Source organism: Phenylobacterium sp., from assembly GCF_046291545.1.
GTDB lineage: Bacteria > Pseudomonadota > Alphaproteobacteria > Caulobacterales > Caulobacteraceae > Phenylobacterium.
Map to the genome: position 1 here is coordinate 40,185 of NZ_JBKBSM010000007.1, position 15,737 is coordinate 55,921.

Consider the following 15,737-nt stretch of genomic DNA (forward strand, 5'->3'; position numbering starts at 1 on the left):
AGCCCGACGGGCTAGTCGCCGTCCCGGCCGGTCTTGCGCGGGTCGGCCTTCTCCGCGGGCGCCAGGCGCATGACCTCGGCCTGGTATTTCTCGTCCTCGCCGGCGGCCAGCAGCGGCGCGGCGTCGGCGACCGCGCGCAGCAGCTCGCTCACCCAGCCCTGCTCGACCTTGTGGAAGTCGGAGAGCACGTGCCCCTGCACGCGGTCCTTGTGGCCGGGGTGGCCGGTGCCCAGCCGGGCGCGGCGGAAATCGGGGCCGATGTGGGCGGCGATCGAGCGCACGCCGTTGTTGCCCGCGGCCCCGCCCCCCGTCTTCATGCGGAAGCGGCCGGGCGCGAGGTCGATCTCGTCATAGAAGACGACGACGTCGGAGGGCTGGAGCTTGTAGAACTTCATGGCCGCGCCGACGGCCTGCCCGCTCTCGTTGTAGTAGGTCTGCGGCTTGAGGATCAGCGCCTTCACCGGCCCGGACGGGGCGTCGATCACGCCCTCGCGCGCCAGGCCCGAGAAGCGCGAACGCTCGGGCCCGAAGGACCAGCGGCGCGCGATCTCGTCCACGGCCATGAAGCCGATGTTGTGGCGGTTGCCCGCGTAGCGCGCGCCGGGATTGCCCAGTCCGGTCAGGATGAGCATCGCAACCCCCGGGGCCGGCCGAAGGCCGAGCCCCCGTTAGCCTTCGCTGGCGGCTTCCTCGGCGGCTTCCTCGGCGGCCTGGGCCGAGGTGCCGGCCACGGTGGCCACCACGAAATCGCGGTCCATCGCCGGCTGCACGCCCTTGGGCAGCTTGAAGGCCGAGATGCGGATGGTGTCGCCGATCTCCAGGCCGGTCAGGTCGAAGACCAGCTCTTCGGGGATCGCGTCGGCCGAGGCGTTCACCTCGACCTCGTGGCGCACGATGTTCAGCGTGCCGCCGCGCTTCAGGCCGGGGGCCGCTTCGTGGTTCTTGAAGTGGACCGGCACGGCGATCTTCACGAGCTGGTGCTCGTCGACGCGGTACAGGTCGAAGTGCCAGGGCTCGTCCGTCACCGGATGCATGTCGACGGCCTTGGCGATGACCGGCTGGGTCTCGTCGCCGTGCTTCAGGGTCACCAGGTGGCCCAGCAGCTTGCCGGTGTAGAGCGCCTTGCGGAACTCGTTGGCGCGCACCGAGATGGCCACCGGATCCTTGTCGCCGCCGTAGAGCACGCCGGGCACCTTGCCCGCGCGGCGGGCTTCACGCGCGCCGCCGGTTCCGGTCCGTTCGCGCACTTCCACGTTCAATACGATCTCGGCCATGGCCTCGCCTCAAAACGAAACCGCCGCGCGAACCCGCGCGGCGACGGTGATCCTCATGGATCGAAAGGGTGCGCGTAGATACACAAAACCGGCCGGCGTGGCAACGGTCGCCGCCGTCTTTCGCAGACGGCGGCTGATCGACCCGCTTCGGCCGGCTTCGACGGCGCTCTCGCCGGCTCGCCGGCGCCGTCATTCCCGGGCCGGCGCCTGCTCGCGATCGCTCAGGCCGTAGTCGCGGCGGACCTCGGCCACCCGCAGGCGATAGTCCGCGAACACCTGGCTGCGGCCGGCGTCCTGGGCGGCGCGGTGCCGGCCGAACGCGCGCCATTCCGCGACGGCCGCCTCGTCGCGCCAGAAGGACAGCGACAGGAACCTGCCGGGCCGGGTGACGCTCTCGAATCGCTCGACCGAGATGAAGCCGTCGACCTGGCCGAGGGATTCGGCGAGGCTCGCGGCGATGTCGAAATAGGCCCGGCTGCGGCCCGGGTGCGGAACCGCCTCGAAGATCACCGCGATCATCGCGCCGCCTCCACGGGACGCAGGAAGGTGCGCTCCTCGCTCAGGATGAACCGCTCGCGCTCGGCGGCGGCGAAGTTCGCCGCGCCGCCGGGGTCGGACCTGAGCCGCGCGCGATAGGCCTCGTAGGCGGCGAGGCTGTCGAACGAGATCAGGGCGAGGGCGACGTTGTTGGTCCCCTCGTGCGGCATGAAATAGCCGAGAAGGTCGCCCCCGCAGGCGGGGATGAGGCTCAGCCAGTTGCGCGCATAGGCCTCGAAGGCGTCGCGCTGGAACGGGTCGATCACATAGCGGATGCAGCAGGTGACGGTCACCGAAGGGCTCCTTGGCCGTGGAAGGACGGCGCAACCCTAGCCGCTTGCGCTGCGAGGAATATTCGATAACGATCGAAGCATGAAGCTCGGACCCGACATCGCCCTGGTGGCTTCCCTGCTGGGCGACCCGGCTCGGGCCAACATGCTCACCGCCCTGATGGGCGGGGCGGCGCTCACCGCCGGAGAACTCGCCCGCCACGCCGGCGTCACCGCCCAGACGGCCAGTTCGCACCTGGGCAAGCTGCGCGACGGCGGGCTGGTCGCCCAGCGCCGCCAGGGGCGGCACGTCTACTTCAGCCTGGCCGACGCGGACGTGGGCGTGGTCCTGGAGGGGCTGATGGGCCTGGCCGCGCGGGCGGGCCACCAGCGGGTGCGCCCAGGTCCGCGGGAGCCGGCGCTGCGCGAGGCGCGGGTCTGCTACGACCACCTGGCCGGCGAACGCGGCGTGGCCATGCTGGAGAGCCTCGTCGCCAAGAACCTGATCTCAGGGGCGGGGGAGGCGATCTCGCTGACCCCGGCCGGGGCCCGGTTCATGACCGAACTCGGCGTCGACCTGCCGGCGCTGGAGACCTCGCGGCGGCCGCTATGCAGGAGTTGCCTGGACTGGAGCGTGCGGCGCAGCCATCTGGCCGGAGCCCTGGGCGCGGCGATCCTCGAGCGGATCTTCGAGCTGGGCTGGGCCAGGCGCGAGCCGGACTCGCGCCTGGTGGTGTTCAATGCGGCGGGGCGGGCGGCCTTCGAGGCGGCGTTCGGCCCCGGCCCGGCCTAGCGCTTCTTGGTCGAGGCCTTGGCGGGGGACGGCGCCGAGGATTCGGCCACCTTCACCGGCTTGTAGATCTCCGGCGGCGGCAGGCCGGCGCTCCTGATCAGGCATTGGCCGGTGTCCATCAGCACGTGCTGGCCCAGGCAGAACACGTCTTCATAGTGCGGCTTGGACACGGCCAGGCACTGGTAGAGGTTGAGCTTGGAGAGGTTGAGGCAGGTGGACGCCGCCGGATCGACCAGCAGGCCGGAGACCTGCTCGACGTTGGCGTCGCCCGCTTCGCCCAGGGCGGCCAGGGCGGCCACGGCCAGGCTGCGTACCACGGCCACGGAGTAGGGCGGGGTCTTGGGCTCGCCGCTTAGGCCGAGCTGCGCGCCGCCGACGGCGGCCTGCTCCAGGCGGCCCGTCTCGGCCATGTCGCCGACCAGCGGCGCGGCGGACAGGGCCTTGGCCTCGGCCAGGCGGCCGGCGCGGTTGGCGACCTCGGTCTTGGACCAGTTCTGGCGCTGGACGTCGTAGGCGGCCTGCTTGACCGCCTTGCCCAGGCCGTAGAGGCGCTCGCCCTCGCCGCCGAGGGCGGCGATCACCAGCCCCGCCGCGCGGTCGGCGCCGGGCAGGGTGGTCGCATAGTTGGGGTTGCGCATGATCTGCAGGACCATCTCGCGCCGCTGCTGCGGATCGACGGCGTAGGTGCGCACGCCGGCGACGAAGGTCGGATCCTGCAGGGCGGCCACGGCGCCGTAGGCGATCGCGCCGCGCAGAAGCTGCTTGGGCTCGTAGGCGGCGCCGGTCTTCAGCGACTGGGCCACGTCGCCGCCGTTCGCGAAGCTGGGGGCGATGGTGTGCGCCCGGCTCACATAGGCGCGGTAGGCGCTGGCCTGTTCGATGAGCTTAGGCGAGAGCGACACCGCCGGCGCGACCGGTTTCGGCGGCGGCGGCTTGGGTTCGGAGCACCCGGCCAGGAGGGCGGTCAAGACGATTGCGACGCCGGCCAAGCCGACGCGAACACGCTGCCCGGAGTTCATCTGAAGCCTTCCCCACTGATACTGAACGACGACCGTATCCCGTCCGGCCGGGCAAGAATGTGACATCCGCCCGTTAACCGAAATTCACCAAGCTGAGCCGTCAGAACGTCTCAGCTCGCATTAAGGATAGGCCGATCGGGATCAGTCGAACAGCTTGGAGACGGATTCCTCGTTGGCGATGCGGCGGATAGCCTCGCCGATCAGGGGCGCGCAGGTGACGTAGCGGATCTTCGAACGGCCGTCGGTGCGTTCGCGCACGTCGATGGAGTCGGTCATGACCAGCTCCTTCAGAACCGACTTCTCCACCCGTTCCACGGCCGCGCCGGACAGCACCCCGTGGGTCACATAGGCCGAGACCTCGGCGGCGCCGCCGTCCATCAGCGCCTGGGCGGCGTTGCAAAGGGTGCCGCCGCCGTCGATCAGGTCGTCGAACAGCACGCAGCGGCGACCGGCCACGTCGCCGATGATGTTGGCGACCTCGCTCTTGCCCGGGCCCGAGCGGCGCTTGTCGATGATGGCGAGGTCGGCGTTCAGCCGGCTGGCGAGCTGCAGCGCGCGCACCACGCCGCCGACGTCCGGCGAGACGATGAGGAGTTCGGACGCCTTCTCGTAGTTCTCCTTGATGTCCTGCCCCAGGATCGGGGCGGCCAGCAGGTTGTCGGTGGGGATGTCGAAGAAGCCCTGGATCTGACCGGAGTGCAGGTCCATCGTCAGCACCCGGTCGGCGCCGGCGCGGGTGATCAGGTTGGCGACGAGCTTGGCCGAGATCGGGGTGCGGCCCCCGGTCTTTCGGTCCTGCCGAGCGTAGCCGAAGTAGGGCATCACCGCGGTGATCCGCCGCGCCGACGCGCGCTTCAGCGCGTCGATGCAGATCAGGAGCTCCATCAGGTTGTCGTTGGCCGGATAGCTGGTCGACTGCAGCACGAAGACGTCCTCGCCGCGGACGTTCTCGTCGATGGTCACCCAAACCTCGTTGTCGGCGAACCGCTTCACCTGGGCCCGGCACAGGGGCAGGTCCAGGTGAGCGGCGACCGACTGCGCCAGGACGGGGTTGGAGTTGCCGGCCAGCAGCTTCATCGGGGCCTCACGGCTGTCATGTTCGTATGCGGCGGGCTTGTAACAGCGAAGTCGCGGCGAGCAACCCGATTCGAGTCGTCCTAGACCAGCATGATCGCCGAGAGCAGCCGACCATAGTCGGGCTCGCCCCGCTTGAAGGCCCGCCGGTTGGAATAGAACAGCGAATCTTCAGCACACGTGTCGCGGCCGATCCAGGCTGCGTTCGCCACGCCCGCGGCGTTAAGCCGCGACAGCACAAAGGCCGGCAGGTCGAACTGGCGTTTGTCCGGCGCCGCCCCCGGCGCGAAGAAGCGTTCGGCGCCGGCGTCGGCGGCCACGAAGCGGTCCAGGAACTCCAGGCCCACCTCGTAGGAGGCCGGCCCGATGCAGGGACCGATCACGGCGGTCATCCGCGCCGGCTCGGCGCCGAGCTCGACCATGCGCGCCACGGCCGCCTCCGCCACGCCGGTCAGCGCGCCCTTCCAGCCGGCGTGGGCGGCGGCCACGACGCGGGCCTGCGGGTCGGCCAGGAGGATCGGCGCGCAGTCGGCCGCCAGGGCCCCGCAGATCAGGCCGGTGCGGCGGGTGGCCACGCCGTCGGCCTCCGGCGGCTTGTCCCAGGGCGCCTCGACGATCTGCACGTCCGGCGAATGCACCTGGTAGCAGGTGAGCAGAGCCTCGGGGCCGACGCCGAAGCGGGCGGCCGCGCGGCGGCGGTTCTCGGCCACGTCGTCCGGCGCGTCGCCCGAGCCGCGGCCGATGTTCAGGCTCGCATAGATTCCCTGGGAGACGCCTCCCTGCCGGGTGAAGAAGGCGTGGCGCACGCCGGGCAGGTCGAGCAGCGGCGAGGTCAGGACGGGAAGCTCGCTCATGGGGTCTCCTGAAATCCGGGCGGCGGGCGCCCGGGCGCATGGATGCAGGCGGCCTTGAAGAGCCGGCCCATCTGGTCGTCGCCGACAAGGCGCTCGAGCTGCCGGGCGAGGCGGTCCGCCTGGTCCGGCCGGGCGGCGGCCAGGGCCGCGGCGCGCTGCTGGATCCCCAGGCGACGCAGGAACTCGCCCTGGGTCAGGATCGCCGCCGCCGCCCCCTCGTCGCAGGCGGCGGCCATCACCGCGGGAAAATCGACGTGGATGGTCAGGTCGGCCTCGCCGGGGGCGAGAAGGGGGCTTTCCTTGCCGTGGGCGCGCAGGGCCTGGAGGGTGTCGCCGAAGCCCGGCTCGGCCCGGCCGTAGTCGATCAGGAGCGCGACGCCGCCGTCGCGCGCGATGCGGCCGCCGATCTCGGCGCCCAGGGCGGCCTGGGCCGGGGACTGCTCCAGCACCACGCCCGCCGGCGCGGCGTCCGGCGCGGGCGTCGCCGAGAGGGCCCCCAGGCCGAAGGCGAGCTCCCCTGCCTCGTCCAGGCCGACCAGCCGCTCGGCCCAGCCCCTGTCCGTGCGCACGTACTGGCGGGCCGGCAGGCAGTCCAGGAGCTCGTTGGCGACCAGCAGGAGCGGGGCGCCTTCGGGAACCTCGGCGAGGCTCGCCGCCCACCGGGGCCGCAGCGGCGCCTGCGCCAGCCGCCCGGCCTGGGCCGCGCGCAGCGGGGGCGAGGCCTCCACCAGCCACAGCTCCGCCGCCTCCAGGAATCCGGGCACGAGGCGGGCGGCCCGCAACAGGTCTCCCATCAGCGTTCCGTCGCCGGGGCCGGCCTCCACCAGCCGGAACGGCGCGGGCCGCCCCTGCTCGAGCCAGACCTGGGCGAGCCACAGCCCGATCAGCTCCCCGAACATCTGGCTGACCAGGGGCGCGGTCAGGTAGTCCCCGGTCTCGCCGAGGGCGGGACGGGTCGAATAGTAGCCGTCCTGCGGGTCGTGCAGGCAGGCGGTCATGAACTGGGCGATGCTGATCGGTCCGCCGAGGCGGATCTGGCCGATCAGCCGCTCACGCAGGCTCATCGGCCTTGCGGTCGCGGGTGGGCCGGACGGCTTCGGCGGCGACCGGCGCGGCGTCCGGGATCGGTTCGCGCATCCCCCGCCAGATCAGCCACAGGCCGACGATCAGCATGGGCGCGCTCAGCATCATCCCCATCGTCAGGCCGAACGGGAAGATCGGCATGTAGGCGTCCGGCTCGCGCACGGTCTCCAGGACGCTGCGCACCAGGCCGTAACCCAGGAAGAAGATGCCGGCGATCACGCCCCGGCGGTCCAGCAGCCTGGCCCCATGGGTCGCCCAGCGCAGCACCAGGAACAGCACGACGCCTTCGAGCGCCGCCTCGTAGAGCTGGCTCGGGTGGCGCGGCAGCGGGCCCGCGTTGGGGAAGATCACGCCCCAGGGGACGGTGGTCGGCCGACCCCACAGCTCCCCGTTGATGAAGTTGGCGATGCGCCCGAAGAACAGTCCGAAGGGGGCGCTGGCGGTGATCACGTCGCCCAGCCGCAACAGGTCGATCTTCTGGCGCCAGCAGAACCACACGGTCGCCAGCAGCACCCCGATGGCGCCGCCGTGGAAGCTCATGCCCCCGTGCCAGACCTTCACGATCTCCAGCGGGTCGGTCCAGATGATCGAGGGCGTGTAGAACAGCACGTGGCCCAGCCGGCCGCCGACGATGATGCCCAGGGTCAGCCACAGTATCAGGTCGTCGATCTGCTCGCCGTTCGCCGCCGGCCCGCGGTGCGGCCACAGCTTCGGATTGCGCACCAGACCCACGGCGTAGCGCCAGCCCAGGAGGATGCCGGCCACATAGGCCAGGGCGTACCAGCGAATGGCCAGAGGGCCGATCTGAATGAGGACGGGATCGAAGTCCGGGAATGGCACGGCGGCGGGCTCTCCAGCGGCTTGTCGCCGCATTTAGACGAGAAGTCGTTCGCTTTCACCCCCTGCGCTCCGATATAAGGCCCCCGCGGCGCCGCCGCCGCGGCCCCGGGAGCGCCACATGCAGACTCAGAACCCGTTCCTCGACGAAATGGCCAAGCTGACCACGGCGGCCATGGGCCTGGCCCAGTTCGCCGGCGAGGAGGCCAAGGCCGCGTTCCGCGCCCAGGTCGATCGCATCGCCGCCGAACTGGACCTGATCCGCCGCGAGGAATTCGACGCGCTGAAGGCCGAAATCGCCGCCCTGCGGGCCGAGATCGAGGCCCTGAAGGCCGCCAAGGCCCAGTGAGCCGGGAACGCATCACTACACACGAATTTGGCTCGCGCTCCGCAAGAAGCCGGTGACAGCGCGGCCGCGAAGCGGATTACCTTCGATAGCGCAGGCGATTCGCCGCTCCATTGCGGCCGTCGCGCCGCATGCGAAAGGACCTTAGGTCTTATGGACATTTCCCAGCCCGACGAAGACGTCGCCCTCGGCCTCGACCCGCTCGATGTCGTGGAGCATGTCCTCACGGCCGAGAACCTGCAGTTCGACCGCACCGAGGACGGCGATCTCGCCTTCACCCTCGCCGGCGACTGGAAGGACTACGAGCTGTGGTTCGCCTGGCGGCCCGAAGCCGACTGCCTTCAGCTTTGCCTGTCCATCGACCGCAAGGTCGAGGCCGAGCAGCGGGCCGCCGCGCACGAGCTGATCGGGGTGGTGAACCAGCGGCTCTGGCTCGGCCATTTCGAAGTGTGGGACGACGGCGAGATCATCTTCCGGCACGCCATGGCGCTGATGACCGGCGAGCGGCCGACCCTGGCCCAGGCCGCGGCCATGATCGACATCGCGGTGGAGGCGGCGGACCGGTTCTATCCGGCGTTCGACTTCCTGGTGCGCGGCGCCAAGTCGCCGGCCGACGCCATCGCCGCCTGCATGTTCGAGACGGTCGGCGAAGCCTGACGGTCATGACTCCAGTGCTGATGCTGGGCGCCGGCCGCATGGGCGGCGCCCTGGTCGCCGGCTGGCGGAGGTCCGGGGCGTTCGCCCCGTCGGACCTGATCATCCGCGATCCCCACCCGGGGGCGGAGGCGATCGCGGCGGCGGATGCGGGGGCCCGGCTCAATCCCCCCGACGCGGCCCTGGCCGAGGCGCCGACCGTGCTGCTGGCCGTCAAGCCGCAGATCTGGCGCGAGGTGGCCGCCGAGGTCGCCGACAAGCTGGCGCCGGACGCGGTGATCGTCTCGATCGCCGCCGGGGTGAAATCGGCCGACATCGCCTCGGCCTTCGGCGGCCGGCGCGTGGCGCGGATCATGCCGACGACGGCGGCCGCCATCGGCCAGGGCACGGCCAGCCTGTTCGCCGCCGACGCCGAGGCGCGGGCCCGGGCGCAGGCGCTGTTCGCGCCGGTGGGCGCCGTCGTGGCCCTGCCGGACGAGGAGCTGATGCACGCGGCCACCGCCGTGTCCGGCTCGGCGCCCGCCTATCTCTACGCCTTCGTCGAGGCCCTGGAGGCGGCCGGCGTCGCCGCCGGGCTGACGGCGGAGGCTTCGGCCGAACTGGTGCGCTCCACGATGGCCGGCGCCGCGGCGCTGATGGCCCAGAGCCCGGATGCGCCGCCGGAGCTGCGCCGGCAGGTCACCTCGCCGGGCGGCACCACCCAGGCCGCCCTGGACGTGCTGATGGGCGAGCAGGGCCTGGCGCAGCTCCTGCGCCACGCGGTCGCGGCCGCCGCCCGGCGCTCCAAGGAGCTCGGCGGCTAGACCGGCCTGCGCCGGGCCTCATCGCCTGCGGGTCAGTTCGCCCGGGTCCAGGTCTGGGCCTGGCAGACCACCGCCACGCATCCCTCGACCTTCAGGGTGCCGTCGGGATTGGCGCTGAGCTTGGAGGCGTAGGTCTTGCCGGACTTCGGATCGTAGATCTTGCCGCCGGTCCAGCGGCCCGCCGAGGCCGCCTTGAAGTCGCGGATCAGGGTGAGGCCCACGACCGGCCGCGCGCGCAGGTTCGGGTCCGGATTGGCCGCGTCTGTCACCGGCTTGCCGGCCTTGTCGAGGGGCGCCTTCAGCCACACCACCGTGCCGCACATCGAGCCGCCGCAGGGGGCGACCTTGACCTTGGCCGCGCCGTCGGGGGTCAACCAGGTCCCCTGCACGGGGTCGGCGGCGCTCGCCGCCGTCGCAAGGGCCAGGACGGGAAGTGAAAGCGCAAGGGCGCTGCGGATCATGACGGGTCTCCGAAAGCCTATCCAGGAAGTCTGACCACGGCTCTGAGGCCGCCAAGTGGCGAACGGTCCAGCACTACATCGCCGCCGTGGCCGCGGGCGACGTCGCGGGCGATGGCCAGGCCCAGGCCCACGCCCTTGGCGTTCTGGTTGCGCGCCTCATCCAGCCGGTTGAAGGCCTTGAAGGCGTCCTCGTAGCGGTCCTCGGGGATTCCGGGACCGTCGTCGTCGACGACGATCTCCACCCCGCCGGCGGCGCGGGCGCGGGCGGCCACCTCCACATGGGCCGCATGTCCGGCGGCGTTCATCACCAGGTTGGCGATCGCCCGCTTGAAGGCGATCGGCCGCACCCGCGCGGTCAGGTCCGGGTCGGCGGCCACACGCACCTGGGCGCCGGCGCGGGACGCGCCCTGGCCCACCTCCTCGATCAGGCTGCGCAGCCACACCGTCTCGACCGCCTCGCCGCCCTCGCCCCGGGCGAAGGCGAGGTACTCGTCGATCATGTGCTCCATTTCCGCCAGGTCGCGCTTCATGTCCTGGGTCCGCCGGGAGGGCTCGGCCAGGGCCAGCTCCAGCTTCAGGCGGGTGAGCGGCGTGCGCAGGTCGTGGCTGACCGAGGCCAGCAGGGCGGTGCGCTGCTCGATGTGGCGCAGGATGCGCGAGCGCATGGCCAGGAAGGCGTGGGCGGCCTTGCGCACCTCCTTGGCGCCGTGCGGCTTGAAGCTCGGCGCGTCCGCGCCCCGGCCGAAGGCGTCGGCGGCGTCGGCCAGGCGCTCGATGGCGCGCACCTGGTTGCGGATGAACAGGATGGCGATGGCGGTCAGAAGGATCGTCGCCACAGTCATCCACAGGATGAAGATGTGGCCCTGGGTGGCGAAGGCCCGGTCCCGCGGCGCCAGGATGCGCATCACCCCGGCGTCCACCTGCACGCGGATGTCGACGTAGGCGGGATAGCGCGTGGTGTCGAACCAGAACGGGGCGTCCAGCCGCTCCGAAAGCGCCCGCTGCAGCGAACGGTCGATGGGCGCGAAGAACGAATAGCGGCGGTTCACCGGCAGGGTGCGGCCCGGCTGCAGGGCGATCGACAGGCTGAGGGATTCCTCCGCCCGCTCGGTCAGCTTGGCGAAGGCCGAGGGGCTGGGGTCGTCCTGATAGCTCTCGACGGCCCAGGCGACGTCGCCGGCCAGGCCGTCGGACAGGCGGCTGGTCACGGTCTCCCAGTGGGCGTCGAAGAACACCCAGGTCACCGCGATCTGCATCAGGGCCACAGGCAGGACGATGATCAGCAGCGAGCGGCCGAACAGCGACTTGGGCGTCTGGCGCTTCAGCCAGCGGCCCACCATCCGGCTGGAAAAGGCCAGGCGCATCAGTCGGGCGCCAGCAGATAGCCGACGCCGCGCACCGTCTGCAGGTAGCGAGGCGCCTTGGGATCGTCCTCGATCTTGCGCCGCAGGCGGGTGACCTGCACGTCGACGGCGCGGCCCGAGGGATCGACCGTCTCCTTCGCCAGCTCGAAGCGGTCCACCGGCTCGTGCGGGCTGCGGGCCAGGCGCTTGAGCAGCGCCACCTCGCCCTCGGTCAGGCGCACGAGCCCTTCGTCGGAGGTCAGTTCCCCCCGCTCCACGTCGAACCGGCAACGGCCCAGGACGAGGGGGCCGTTGGCCAACACCGGCCGGCCGCCGGCGCGGCGCAGGATGGCCTCGATGCGCAGCAGGAGCTCTTCCGGCTCGAAGGGCTTGGCCAGGTAGTCGTCGGCGCCCAGCTTCAGCCCCTCGATGCGGTCTTCGGCCAGGCCGCGGGCGGTCAGCATCAAGACCGGCGTGCGGCCCGGCGACCCCGAGCGCTCGCGCAGCCAGCGGGTGAGGGAGAACCCGTCCTCCCCCGGCATCATCACGTCGAACACCGCCAGGTCGAAGTCCAGCGTCTCCATCAGCTTGCGCGCCGCCGGTCCGCCGTGGGCGGTGGTCACGCGGAAGCCGGCCCGGCTCAGGTATTCCTTGAGCAGGCCCCGGATGCGGTCGTCGTCGTCGACGATCAGGAGGTGGCGCCCCTCGCGTGCCTCGTCCGTCATTCCTGTCGTCCCGATCCGCGCAGGCGCGAGCCCGCCAAGGCCGACAGAATCCGCCGCGCTCCCGTCACCCCGTCAAGGCCGCCGCTGCGGTAGGCCCGCGCCAGCAGCCCGCGCAGCCGCTCGGCCACGCGCGCCTCGAAGGCGGCCCCCGCTTCGGTCAGGCTGGCGGTGCGTCGCCGCCCGTCGACGTCGCCAGCGCTCTTGGCCGCCAGCCCCTTCGCCTCCAGCTCGACGAGGATGCGGCTGGCGGCCTGCTTGGACAGGCTCGTCAGGTGGGCGAGCTCCTGCACACCCACGCCCGGCCGGCGCTTGAGCAGGAACGCCGCGCGCCAGTGCGAGCGGCCCAGGCCCGGGCCCTCGGCCTCCAGCGCCGCGTCCACCGTGGCCCACAGCGCCGCCTCGGCCAGCAGAATCGACTCCAGTCCGGCGTCCAGTTCGTCCTCGTGCAGGATCAGCCGGGGATCGGGGGCCACGCTCACGCTTCAGAGTCCATTTTGTTTGACGTGGCGCGCCCGCGGGTCTGTAAGGGGGGCGCATTGAAAGGAGGCTTTTCGCCTATGTCTCTCGTTCCCTTCGACGATCGCGACGGTTGGATCTGGCTGGATGGCCAGTTCGTGCCCTGGCGCGAGGCGAAGGTGCACGTATTGACCCACGGCCTCCACTACGCCTCGGCGGTGTTCGAAGGCGAGCGGATGTACGGGGGCGAGATCTTCAAGCTGACGGAGCATACCGAGCGTCTGTTCAAGTCGGCCGAAATCCTCGACTTCAAAATCCCGTTCACGGTGGCCGAGATCGACCAGGCCTGCAAGGAGACCTGCGCCCGCAACGGCCTGACCGACGCCTACATCCGCCCCATCGCCTGGCGCGGCAGCGAGATGATCGGCGTCTCCGCCCAGAACACCAGGATCCATGTGGCGATCGCCGTGTGGGACTGGCCGAGCTACTTCAGCCCCGAGGAAAAGGCCAAGGGAATCCGTATGTGCTGGGCCAAGTACAAGCGGCCCTCGCCGGAGACCGAGCCGGTACACGCCAAGGCCACGGGCCTCTACATGATCTGCACCATCTCCAAGCACGCCGCGGAGAAGGACGGGTACACCGACGCCATGATGCTCGACTACCGCGGCTACGTGGCCGAGAGCACCGGGTCCAACGTGTTCTTCGTGAAGGACGGGGTCCTGCACACGCCGACCCCCGACTGCTTCCTGAACGGGATCACGCGCCAGTCGGTGATCGCCCTGGCCCGCTCCAAGGGCTTCGAGGTGGTGGAGCGGCACATCAAGCCGGAGGAGCTGGCCGGCTTCTCCGAATGCTTCGTGGTCGGCACCGCCGCCGAGGTGACCCCGGTCGCCGAGATCGGCGAGTACCGCTTCAAGCCGGGCGACATCTCGCTCAGCCTGATGGACGACTACGCCAAGATGGTCCGCCGCGAGCTCGTGGCCGCCTGATCGGCGCCTAGTCCCTGCAATCGAGGGCCGCCGGCGACGGCGGCCCTTTTTGCGGTCCGGCCCCGGCGGCGGTCCGGCGCAGGAGCAGGTAGAGGGCGCATCCGGTCAGGATCGCGATGGCGATCGGCACGGACTTCAGCTTGGTCAAGAGGGCCAGGACCGGGACCAGCCAGAGCAGGAGCGCCGGGATCGGCGCCAGGGGCGTGACCGCGCCGGGCCGCGGCGGGCCCAGGAACACGGCGGCCATCACCGGGGCGGCGATCGCCAGGTCGTAGTAGTTCGCATAGGGCTGGGCGACGAGCAGGGCCAGGAGCGGGGGCAGGAGGTCCGCGGGCTCGCCGCCGCCGCCGCGCAGCCGGCGCGCGCCCAGCCAGACGACGGCGGCGCTCACCGCGTACTGCAAGGCCCAGCTCAGATCGGAGCCGAGGCCGATCCGGCGGAACCCGAGATAGGGCGACAGGGCCGTGCTGAGGTTCTGGAACACGAAGTTCGACAAGAGCGAGGTCTGGTAGGGCAGGATCTGGGCGACATAGCCCCGCCACAGGTCCAGGCCGAACAGGGCCACCGACAGGCCCAGCAGGGCCAGGCCCGGCGGGATCGACCACAGGACCGCCCGCCAGCGCCCGGCCAGCAGCAGCATCAGGCCGAGCGCCACCGCCATCTGCGGCTTGACCGCGATCAGCGCCAGGCACAGGCCCGCCCGGGCCGGCCGCGCCTCGGCGTACTTCAGGGCGTAGGTCGCGCCGAACGCCAGGAACCCGCCGAACTGGCCGGCGACCACCATGATGGCGGCGGCCGGGGAGATGCAGGCGGCCAGGGCGATGCGGTTGTCGGAGGTGACCAGCCGCGCGCTCGCCCAGAGCGCCGCCAGGTTCAACCCCGTCCAGGCCAGCAGGGCCGGCGCATAGGGCAGAGCGCCGAAGGGGGCCAGCAACGGCAGGATCGGCGGCGGATAGGAGAAGACGAACAGGTCGTCGGTGAAGTGGAAGAGCGCCCGGGCGGCCTCGTCGTAGCGGGCCAGGTCGACGAGCACCTCCGCCCGTCCCTCCAGGGCCACGCGCCCACCCATCCAGAAGTTCAGGAAGTCGCGGCCGAACGGCAGCACCACGGCGAAATCGGGGGTGGTGAGGAGGATGCCGGCGTAGGCCATGGCGCTCAGCAGCACGCCGAGCGCCACCAGCATGATCCGGTCGGTCCGTCCGAACTCTGCGTTCCGCGCCACTGCCGTCTCCGGGCGGTGAGAAGGCGGCGACCCGGGGCCGTCACGCCGCGGGCCCCCGGTCAGGACCCGCAGCCCAGGCGTACGGCCGAGCTCTTTAGCAAGGGTTGATGAAGCGCCCCGGCGCTACGCTAGATCAGCCAGGTTTCCGGCCGCGGATGGGCCTCGTCCCGCGCCAGATAGATCACGCCGATGACGCAGCGGACGATGAACCACACGCCGACCAGGCTCAGGATCAGCCCGCCCAGGAGCAGCGGCGGAATTCCCACGAGGACGAAGGACAGCGGAATCCCCACGGCGACGAGCAGGCCGCCGATGACGCACCAGGCCAGACCCATCCAGAAGGTGCGGATGAGGAAGTCGTAGTGGGTGCGCATCTTCGGCCCGGCCCCGTCCTTGCTGACGTAGGCCAGGATCAGGCCGAGCACGACGGTCAGCCCGTTGGAGACGCCCACCAGATAGAGGGCGTAAACCACGGCCGGCAGGATCTTGTCCTCGCTGGCCGTCTGCGGCGCGGGATCGGCGGCGACCGGATCGCTCATGGGGCCCTCCTTCTGGAAACCACGCCCATGATGTGGACGGTTTTTCCGTGAGCGCCAGTTTAATTCGAGTCCATGTTGCGCCGGCGGGGCGACCGAAGCGGCCCCTTCAGCCCCGAACGACGGTGATCTCGACCCCCGCCGCCGCGGCGTCGGGCGCCAGGGCCAAGGGCTTTTCCACCCGCACGCGGGCGCGGGTCACCCGCGGGTCGGACAGGCACGAGCGGGCCAGGCGCTCGGCGAAGGTCTCGACCAGGGAGATGTGGCCGGAGGCGGCGATCTGGCGGGCCGCCTCGGCGATGGTCTCGTAGTTCACCGTCTCCGCCAGGCGCTCGGCGCCGGCGGTCGGCACGTCCAGTTCGGCGTCGATCACCAGGGGCTGGCTGCGGCCCATCTCGCGGTCGTAGACGCCGATGTTCGCCTCGACCCGCAGGCCGGTGACGAACACCTTGGTCATGACCG

Annotated in this window: 21 protein-coding genes; 5 read left to right on the forward strand and 16 right to left on the reverse strand. The window is 71.3% G+C overall.

Translation table 11 applies throughout. The features are described from left to right. Window positions 1-11: 11 nt before the first annotated feature. The 4 genes from pth to ACK4YQ_RS14735 all read right to left on the reverse strand — a co-directional run bounded on the left by pth (window position 12) and on the right by ACK4YQ_RS14735 (window position 2,104). Window positions 12-632: an aminoacyl-tRNA hydrolase gene (pth, locus tag ACK4YQ_RS14720; RefSeq protein ID WP_409612175.1), complete on the reverse strand. Its 621-nt coding sequence runs from the start codon at window positions 630-632 to the stop codon at window positions 12-14. 36 nt (window positions 633-668) lie between these two features. Next, window positions 669-1,274, reverse strand: coding sequence for a 50S ribosomal protein L25/general stress protein Ctc (locus ACK4YQ_RS14725; protein ID WP_409612176.1), 606 nt, complete (start codon window positions 1,272-1,274; stop codon window positions 669-671). Between the two features lie 189 nt (window positions 1,275-1,463). After that, a complete protein-coding gene (locus tag ACK4YQ_RS14730) occupies window positions 1,464-1,793 on the reverse strand; it encodes an antibiotic biosynthesis monooxygenase family protein (RefSeq protein WP_409612177.1) in 330 nt (109 codons plus the stop codon). Then, on the reverse strand, window positions 1,790-2,104 hold the full coding sequence (locus ACK4YQ_RS14735) for an NIPSNAP family protein (protein WP_409612178.1): 315 nt from the start codon (window positions 2,102-2,104) through the stop codon (window positions 1,790-1,792). Before ACK4YQ_RS14735 ends, ACK4YQ_RS14730 begins: the two co-directional genes overlap by 4 nt. A gap of 79 nt (window positions 2,105-2,183) precedes the next feature. Here ACK4YQ_RS14735 and ACK4YQ_RS14740 point away from each other — a divergent pair, with 79 nt between their 5' ends. Then, window positions 2,184-2,873: an ArsR/SmtB family transcription factor gene (locus tag ACK4YQ_RS14740; RefSeq protein WP_409612179.1), complete on the forward strand. Its 690-nt coding sequence runs from the start codon at window positions 2,184-2,186 to the stop codon at window positions 2,871-2,873. Here the strand turns inward: ACK4YQ_RS14740 and ACK4YQ_RS14745 are convergent. The 5 genes from ACK4YQ_RS14745 to lgt form a co-directional block, all read right to left on the reverse strand. Next, on the reverse strand, window positions 2,870-3,862 hold the full coding sequence (locus tag ACK4YQ_RS14745; protein WP_409612180.1) for a hypothetical protein: 993 nt from the start codon (window positions 3,860-3,862) through the stop codon (window positions 2,870-2,872). The two genes, ACK4YQ_RS14740 and ACK4YQ_RS14745, sit on opposite strands and share 4 nt — an antisense overlap. 171 nt (window positions 3,863-4,033) lie before the next feature. Next, entirely contained in the window at window positions 4,034-4,969 is a 936-nt protein-coding gene (locus ACK4YQ_RS14750; protein WP_409612181.1) for a ribose-phosphate pyrophosphokinase, read from the reverse strand. A gap of 80 nt (window positions 4,970-5,049) precedes the next feature. Continuing rightward, entirely contained in the window at window positions 5,050-5,820 is a 771-nt protein-coding gene (gene pgeF, locus ACK4YQ_RS14755; protein WP_409612182.1) for a peptidoglycan editing factor PgeF, read from the reverse strand. Further along, complete coding sequence (locus ACK4YQ_RS14760; RefSeq protein WP_409612183.1) at window positions 5,817-6,884, reverse strand: class I SAM-dependent methyltransferase; 1,068 nt, start codon at window positions 6,882-6,884, stop codon at window positions 5,817-5,819. The genes pgeF and ACK4YQ_RS14760 overlap by 4 nt, the downstream gene beginning before the upstream one ends. Next, the gene (gene lgt, locus ACK4YQ_RS14765; RefSeq protein WP_409612184.1) at window positions 6,871-7,743 is read right to left on the reverse strand and encodes a prolipoprotein diacylglyceryl transferase; all 873 of its coding nucleotides are present in this window, start codon (window positions 7,741-7,743) and stop codon (window positions 6,871-6,873) included. The genes ACK4YQ_RS14760 and lgt overlap by 14 nt, the downstream gene beginning before the upstream one ends. Before the next feature lie 118 nt (window positions 7,744-7,861). Between lgt and ACK4YQ_RS14770 the strand changes: the two genes are divergently transcribed. From ACK4YQ_RS14770 to proC, 3 genes are all read left to right on the forward strand, one after another. Then, a complete protein-coding gene (locus ACK4YQ_RS14770) occupies window positions 7,862-8,089 on the forward strand; it encodes an accessory factor UbiK family protein (RefSeq protein WP_409612186.1) in 228 nt (75 codons plus the stop codon). 150 nt (window positions 8,090-8,239) lie between these two features. Then, on the forward strand, window positions 8,240-8,743 hold the full coding sequence (locus ACK4YQ_RS14775) for a YbjN domain-containing protein (protein ID WP_409612187.1): 504 nt from the start codon (window positions 8,240-8,242) through the stop codon (window positions 8,741-8,743). A 5-nt stretch (window positions 8,744-8,748) separates the two neighbouring features. Beyond that, window positions 8,749-9,543, forward strand: coding sequence for a pyrroline-5-carboxylate reductase (proC, locus tag ACK4YQ_RS14780; RefSeq protein ID WP_409612189.1), 795 nt, complete (start codon window positions 8,749-8,751; stop codon window positions 9,541-9,543). A gap of 32 nt (window positions 9,544-9,575) precedes the next feature. Here the strand turns inward: proC and ACK4YQ_RS14785 are convergent, their stop codons facing one another. The 4 genes from ACK4YQ_RS14785 to ACK4YQ_RS14800 are packed head-to-tail and all read right to left on the reverse strand — an operon-like array spanning window position 9,576 to window position 12,551. Further along, window positions 9,576-10,004, reverse strand: a complete 429-nt coding sequence (locus ACK4YQ_RS14785; protein WP_409612191.1) for a DUF2147 domain-containing protein — start codon at window positions 10,002-10,004, stop codon at window positions 9,576-9,578. A 17-nt stretch (window positions 10,005-10,021) separates the two neighbouring features. Next, complete coding sequence (locus ACK4YQ_RS14790) at window positions 10,022-11,368, reverse strand: ATP-binding protein (protein ID WP_409612193.1); 1,347 nt, start codon at window positions 11,366-11,368, stop codon at window positions 10,022-10,024. Then, the gene (locus ACK4YQ_RS14795; protein WP_409612195.1) at window positions 11,368-12,072 is read right to left on the reverse strand and encodes a response regulator; all 705 of its coding nucleotides are present in this window, start codon (window positions 12,070-12,072) and stop codon (window positions 11,368-11,370) included. The genes ACK4YQ_RS14790 and ACK4YQ_RS14795 overlap by 1 nt, the downstream gene beginning before the upstream one ends. Then, window positions 12,069-12,551, reverse strand: a complete 483-nt coding sequence (locus tag ACK4YQ_RS14800; RefSeq protein WP_409612197.1) for a MarR family winged helix-turn-helix transcriptional regulator — start codon at window positions 12,549-12,551, stop codon at window positions 12,069-12,071. Before ACK4YQ_RS14800 ends, ACK4YQ_RS14795 begins: the two co-directional genes overlap by 4 nt. A 78-nt stretch (window positions 12,552-12,629) precedes the next feature. Here ACK4YQ_RS14800 and ACK4YQ_RS14805 point away from each other — a divergent pair, with 78 nt between their 5' ends. After that, window positions 12,630-13,517 carry a branched-chain amino acid aminotransferase gene (locus ACK4YQ_RS14805; protein ID WP_409612199.1) on the forward strand — a complete coding sequence of 296 codons (888 nt, stop codon included), beginning with the start codon at window positions 12,630-12,632 and terminating at the stop codon, window positions 13,515-13,517. A 7-nt stretch (window positions 13,518-13,524) separates the two neighbouring features. Here ACK4YQ_RS14805 and ACK4YQ_RS14810 read toward each other — a convergent pair whose 3' ends face one another. The 3 genes from ACK4YQ_RS14810 to folB all read right to left on the reverse strand — a co-directional run bounded on the left by ACK4YQ_RS14810 (window position 13,525) and on the right by folB (window position 15,732). Beyond that, window positions 13,525-14,739: a glycosyltransferase family 87 protein gene (locus ACK4YQ_RS14810; protein WP_409612201.1), complete on the reverse strand. Its 1,215-nt coding sequence runs from the start codon at window positions 14,737-14,739 to the stop codon at window positions 13,525-13,527. 128 nt (window positions 14,740-14,867) lie between these two features. After that, window positions 14,868-15,278, reverse strand: coding sequence for a DUF4870 family protein (locus tag ACK4YQ_RS14815; RefSeq protein WP_409612203.1), 411 nt, complete (start codon window positions 15,276-15,278; stop codon window positions 14,868-14,870). A 106-nt stretch (window positions 15,279-15,384) separates the two neighbouring features. Beyond that, on the reverse strand, window positions 15,385-15,732 hold the full coding sequence (folB, locus tag ACK4YQ_RS14820) for a dihydroneopterin aldolase (RefSeq protein WP_409612342.1): 348 nt from the start codon (window positions 15,730-15,732) through the stop codon (window positions 15,385-15,387). Between the last annotated feature and the right edge of the window lie 5 nt (window positions 15,733-15,737).

What these genes read in the sequence shown, in the direction of transcription:
- pth (WP_409612175.1), bottom strand. Translation starts at nt 632, where the DNA reads ATGCTCATCCTGACCGGACTGGGCAATCCCGGCGCGCGCTACGCGGGC.
- ACK4YQ_RS14725 (WP_409612176.1), bottom strand. Translation starts at nt 1,274, where the DNA reads ATGGCCGAGATCGTATTGAACGTGGAAGTGCGCGAACGGACCGGAACC.
- ACK4YQ_RS14730 (WP_409612177.1), bottom strand. Translation starts at nt 1,793, where the DNA reads ATGATCGCGGTGATCTTCGAGGCGGTTCCGCACCCGGGCCGCAGCCGG.
- ACK4YQ_RS14740 (WP_409612179.1), top strand. Translation starts at nt 2,184, where the DNA reads ATGAAGCTCGGACCCGACATCGCCCTGGTGGCTTCCCTGCTGGGCGAC.
- ACK4YQ_RS14750 (WP_409612181.1), bottom strand. Translation starts at nt 4,969, where the DNA reads ATGAAGCTGCTGGCCGGCAACTCCAACCCCGTCCTGGCGCAGTCGGTC.
- pgeF (WP_409612182.1), bottom strand. Translation starts at nt 5,820, where the DNA reads ATGAGCGAGCTTCCCGTCCTGACCTCGCCGCTGCTCGACCTGCCCGGC.
- ACK4YQ_RS14760 (WP_409612183.1), bottom strand. Translation starts at nt 6,884, where the DNA reads ATGAGCCTGCGTGAGCGGCTGATCGGCCAGATCCGCCTCGGCGGACCG.
- ACK4YQ_RS14770 (WP_409612186.1), top strand. Translation starts at nt 7,862, where the DNA reads ATGCAGACTCAGAACCCGTTCCTCGACGAAATGGCCAAGCTGACCACG.
- ACK4YQ_RS14775 (WP_409612187.1), top strand. Translation starts at nt 8,240, where the DNA reads ATGGACATTTCCCAGCCCGACGAAGACGTCGCCCTCGGCCTCGACCCG.
- proC (WP_409612189.1), top strand. Translation starts at nt 8,749, where the DNA reads ATGACTCCAGTGCTGATGCTGGGCGCCGGCCGCATGGGCGGCGCCCTG.
- ACK4YQ_RS14785 (WP_409612191.1), bottom strand. Translation starts at nt 10,004, where the DNA reads ATGATCCGCAGCGCCCTTGCGCTTTCACTTCCCGTCCTGGCCCTTGCG.
- ACK4YQ_RS14790 (WP_409612193.1), bottom strand. Translation starts at nt 11,368, where the DNA reads ATGCGCCTGGCCTTTTCCAGCCGGATGGTGGGCCGCTGGCTGAAGCGC.
- ACK4YQ_RS14795 (WP_409612195.1), bottom strand. Translation starts at nt 12,072, where the DNA reads ATGACGGACGAGGCACGCGAGGGGCGCCACCTCCTGATCGTCGACGAC.
- ACK4YQ_RS14805 (WP_409612199.1), top strand. Translation starts at nt 12,630, where the DNA reads ATGTCTCTCGTTCCCTTCGACGATCGCGACGGTTGGATCTGGCTGGAT.
- ACK4YQ_RS14815 (WP_409612203.1), bottom strand. Translation starts at nt 15,278, where the DNA reads ATGAGCGATCCGGTCGCCGCCGATCCCGCGCCGCAGACGGCCAGCGAG.
- folB (WP_409612342.1), bottom strand. Translation starts at nt 15,732, where the DNA reads ATGACCAAGGTGTTCGTCACCGGCCTGCGGGTCGAGGCGAACATCGGC.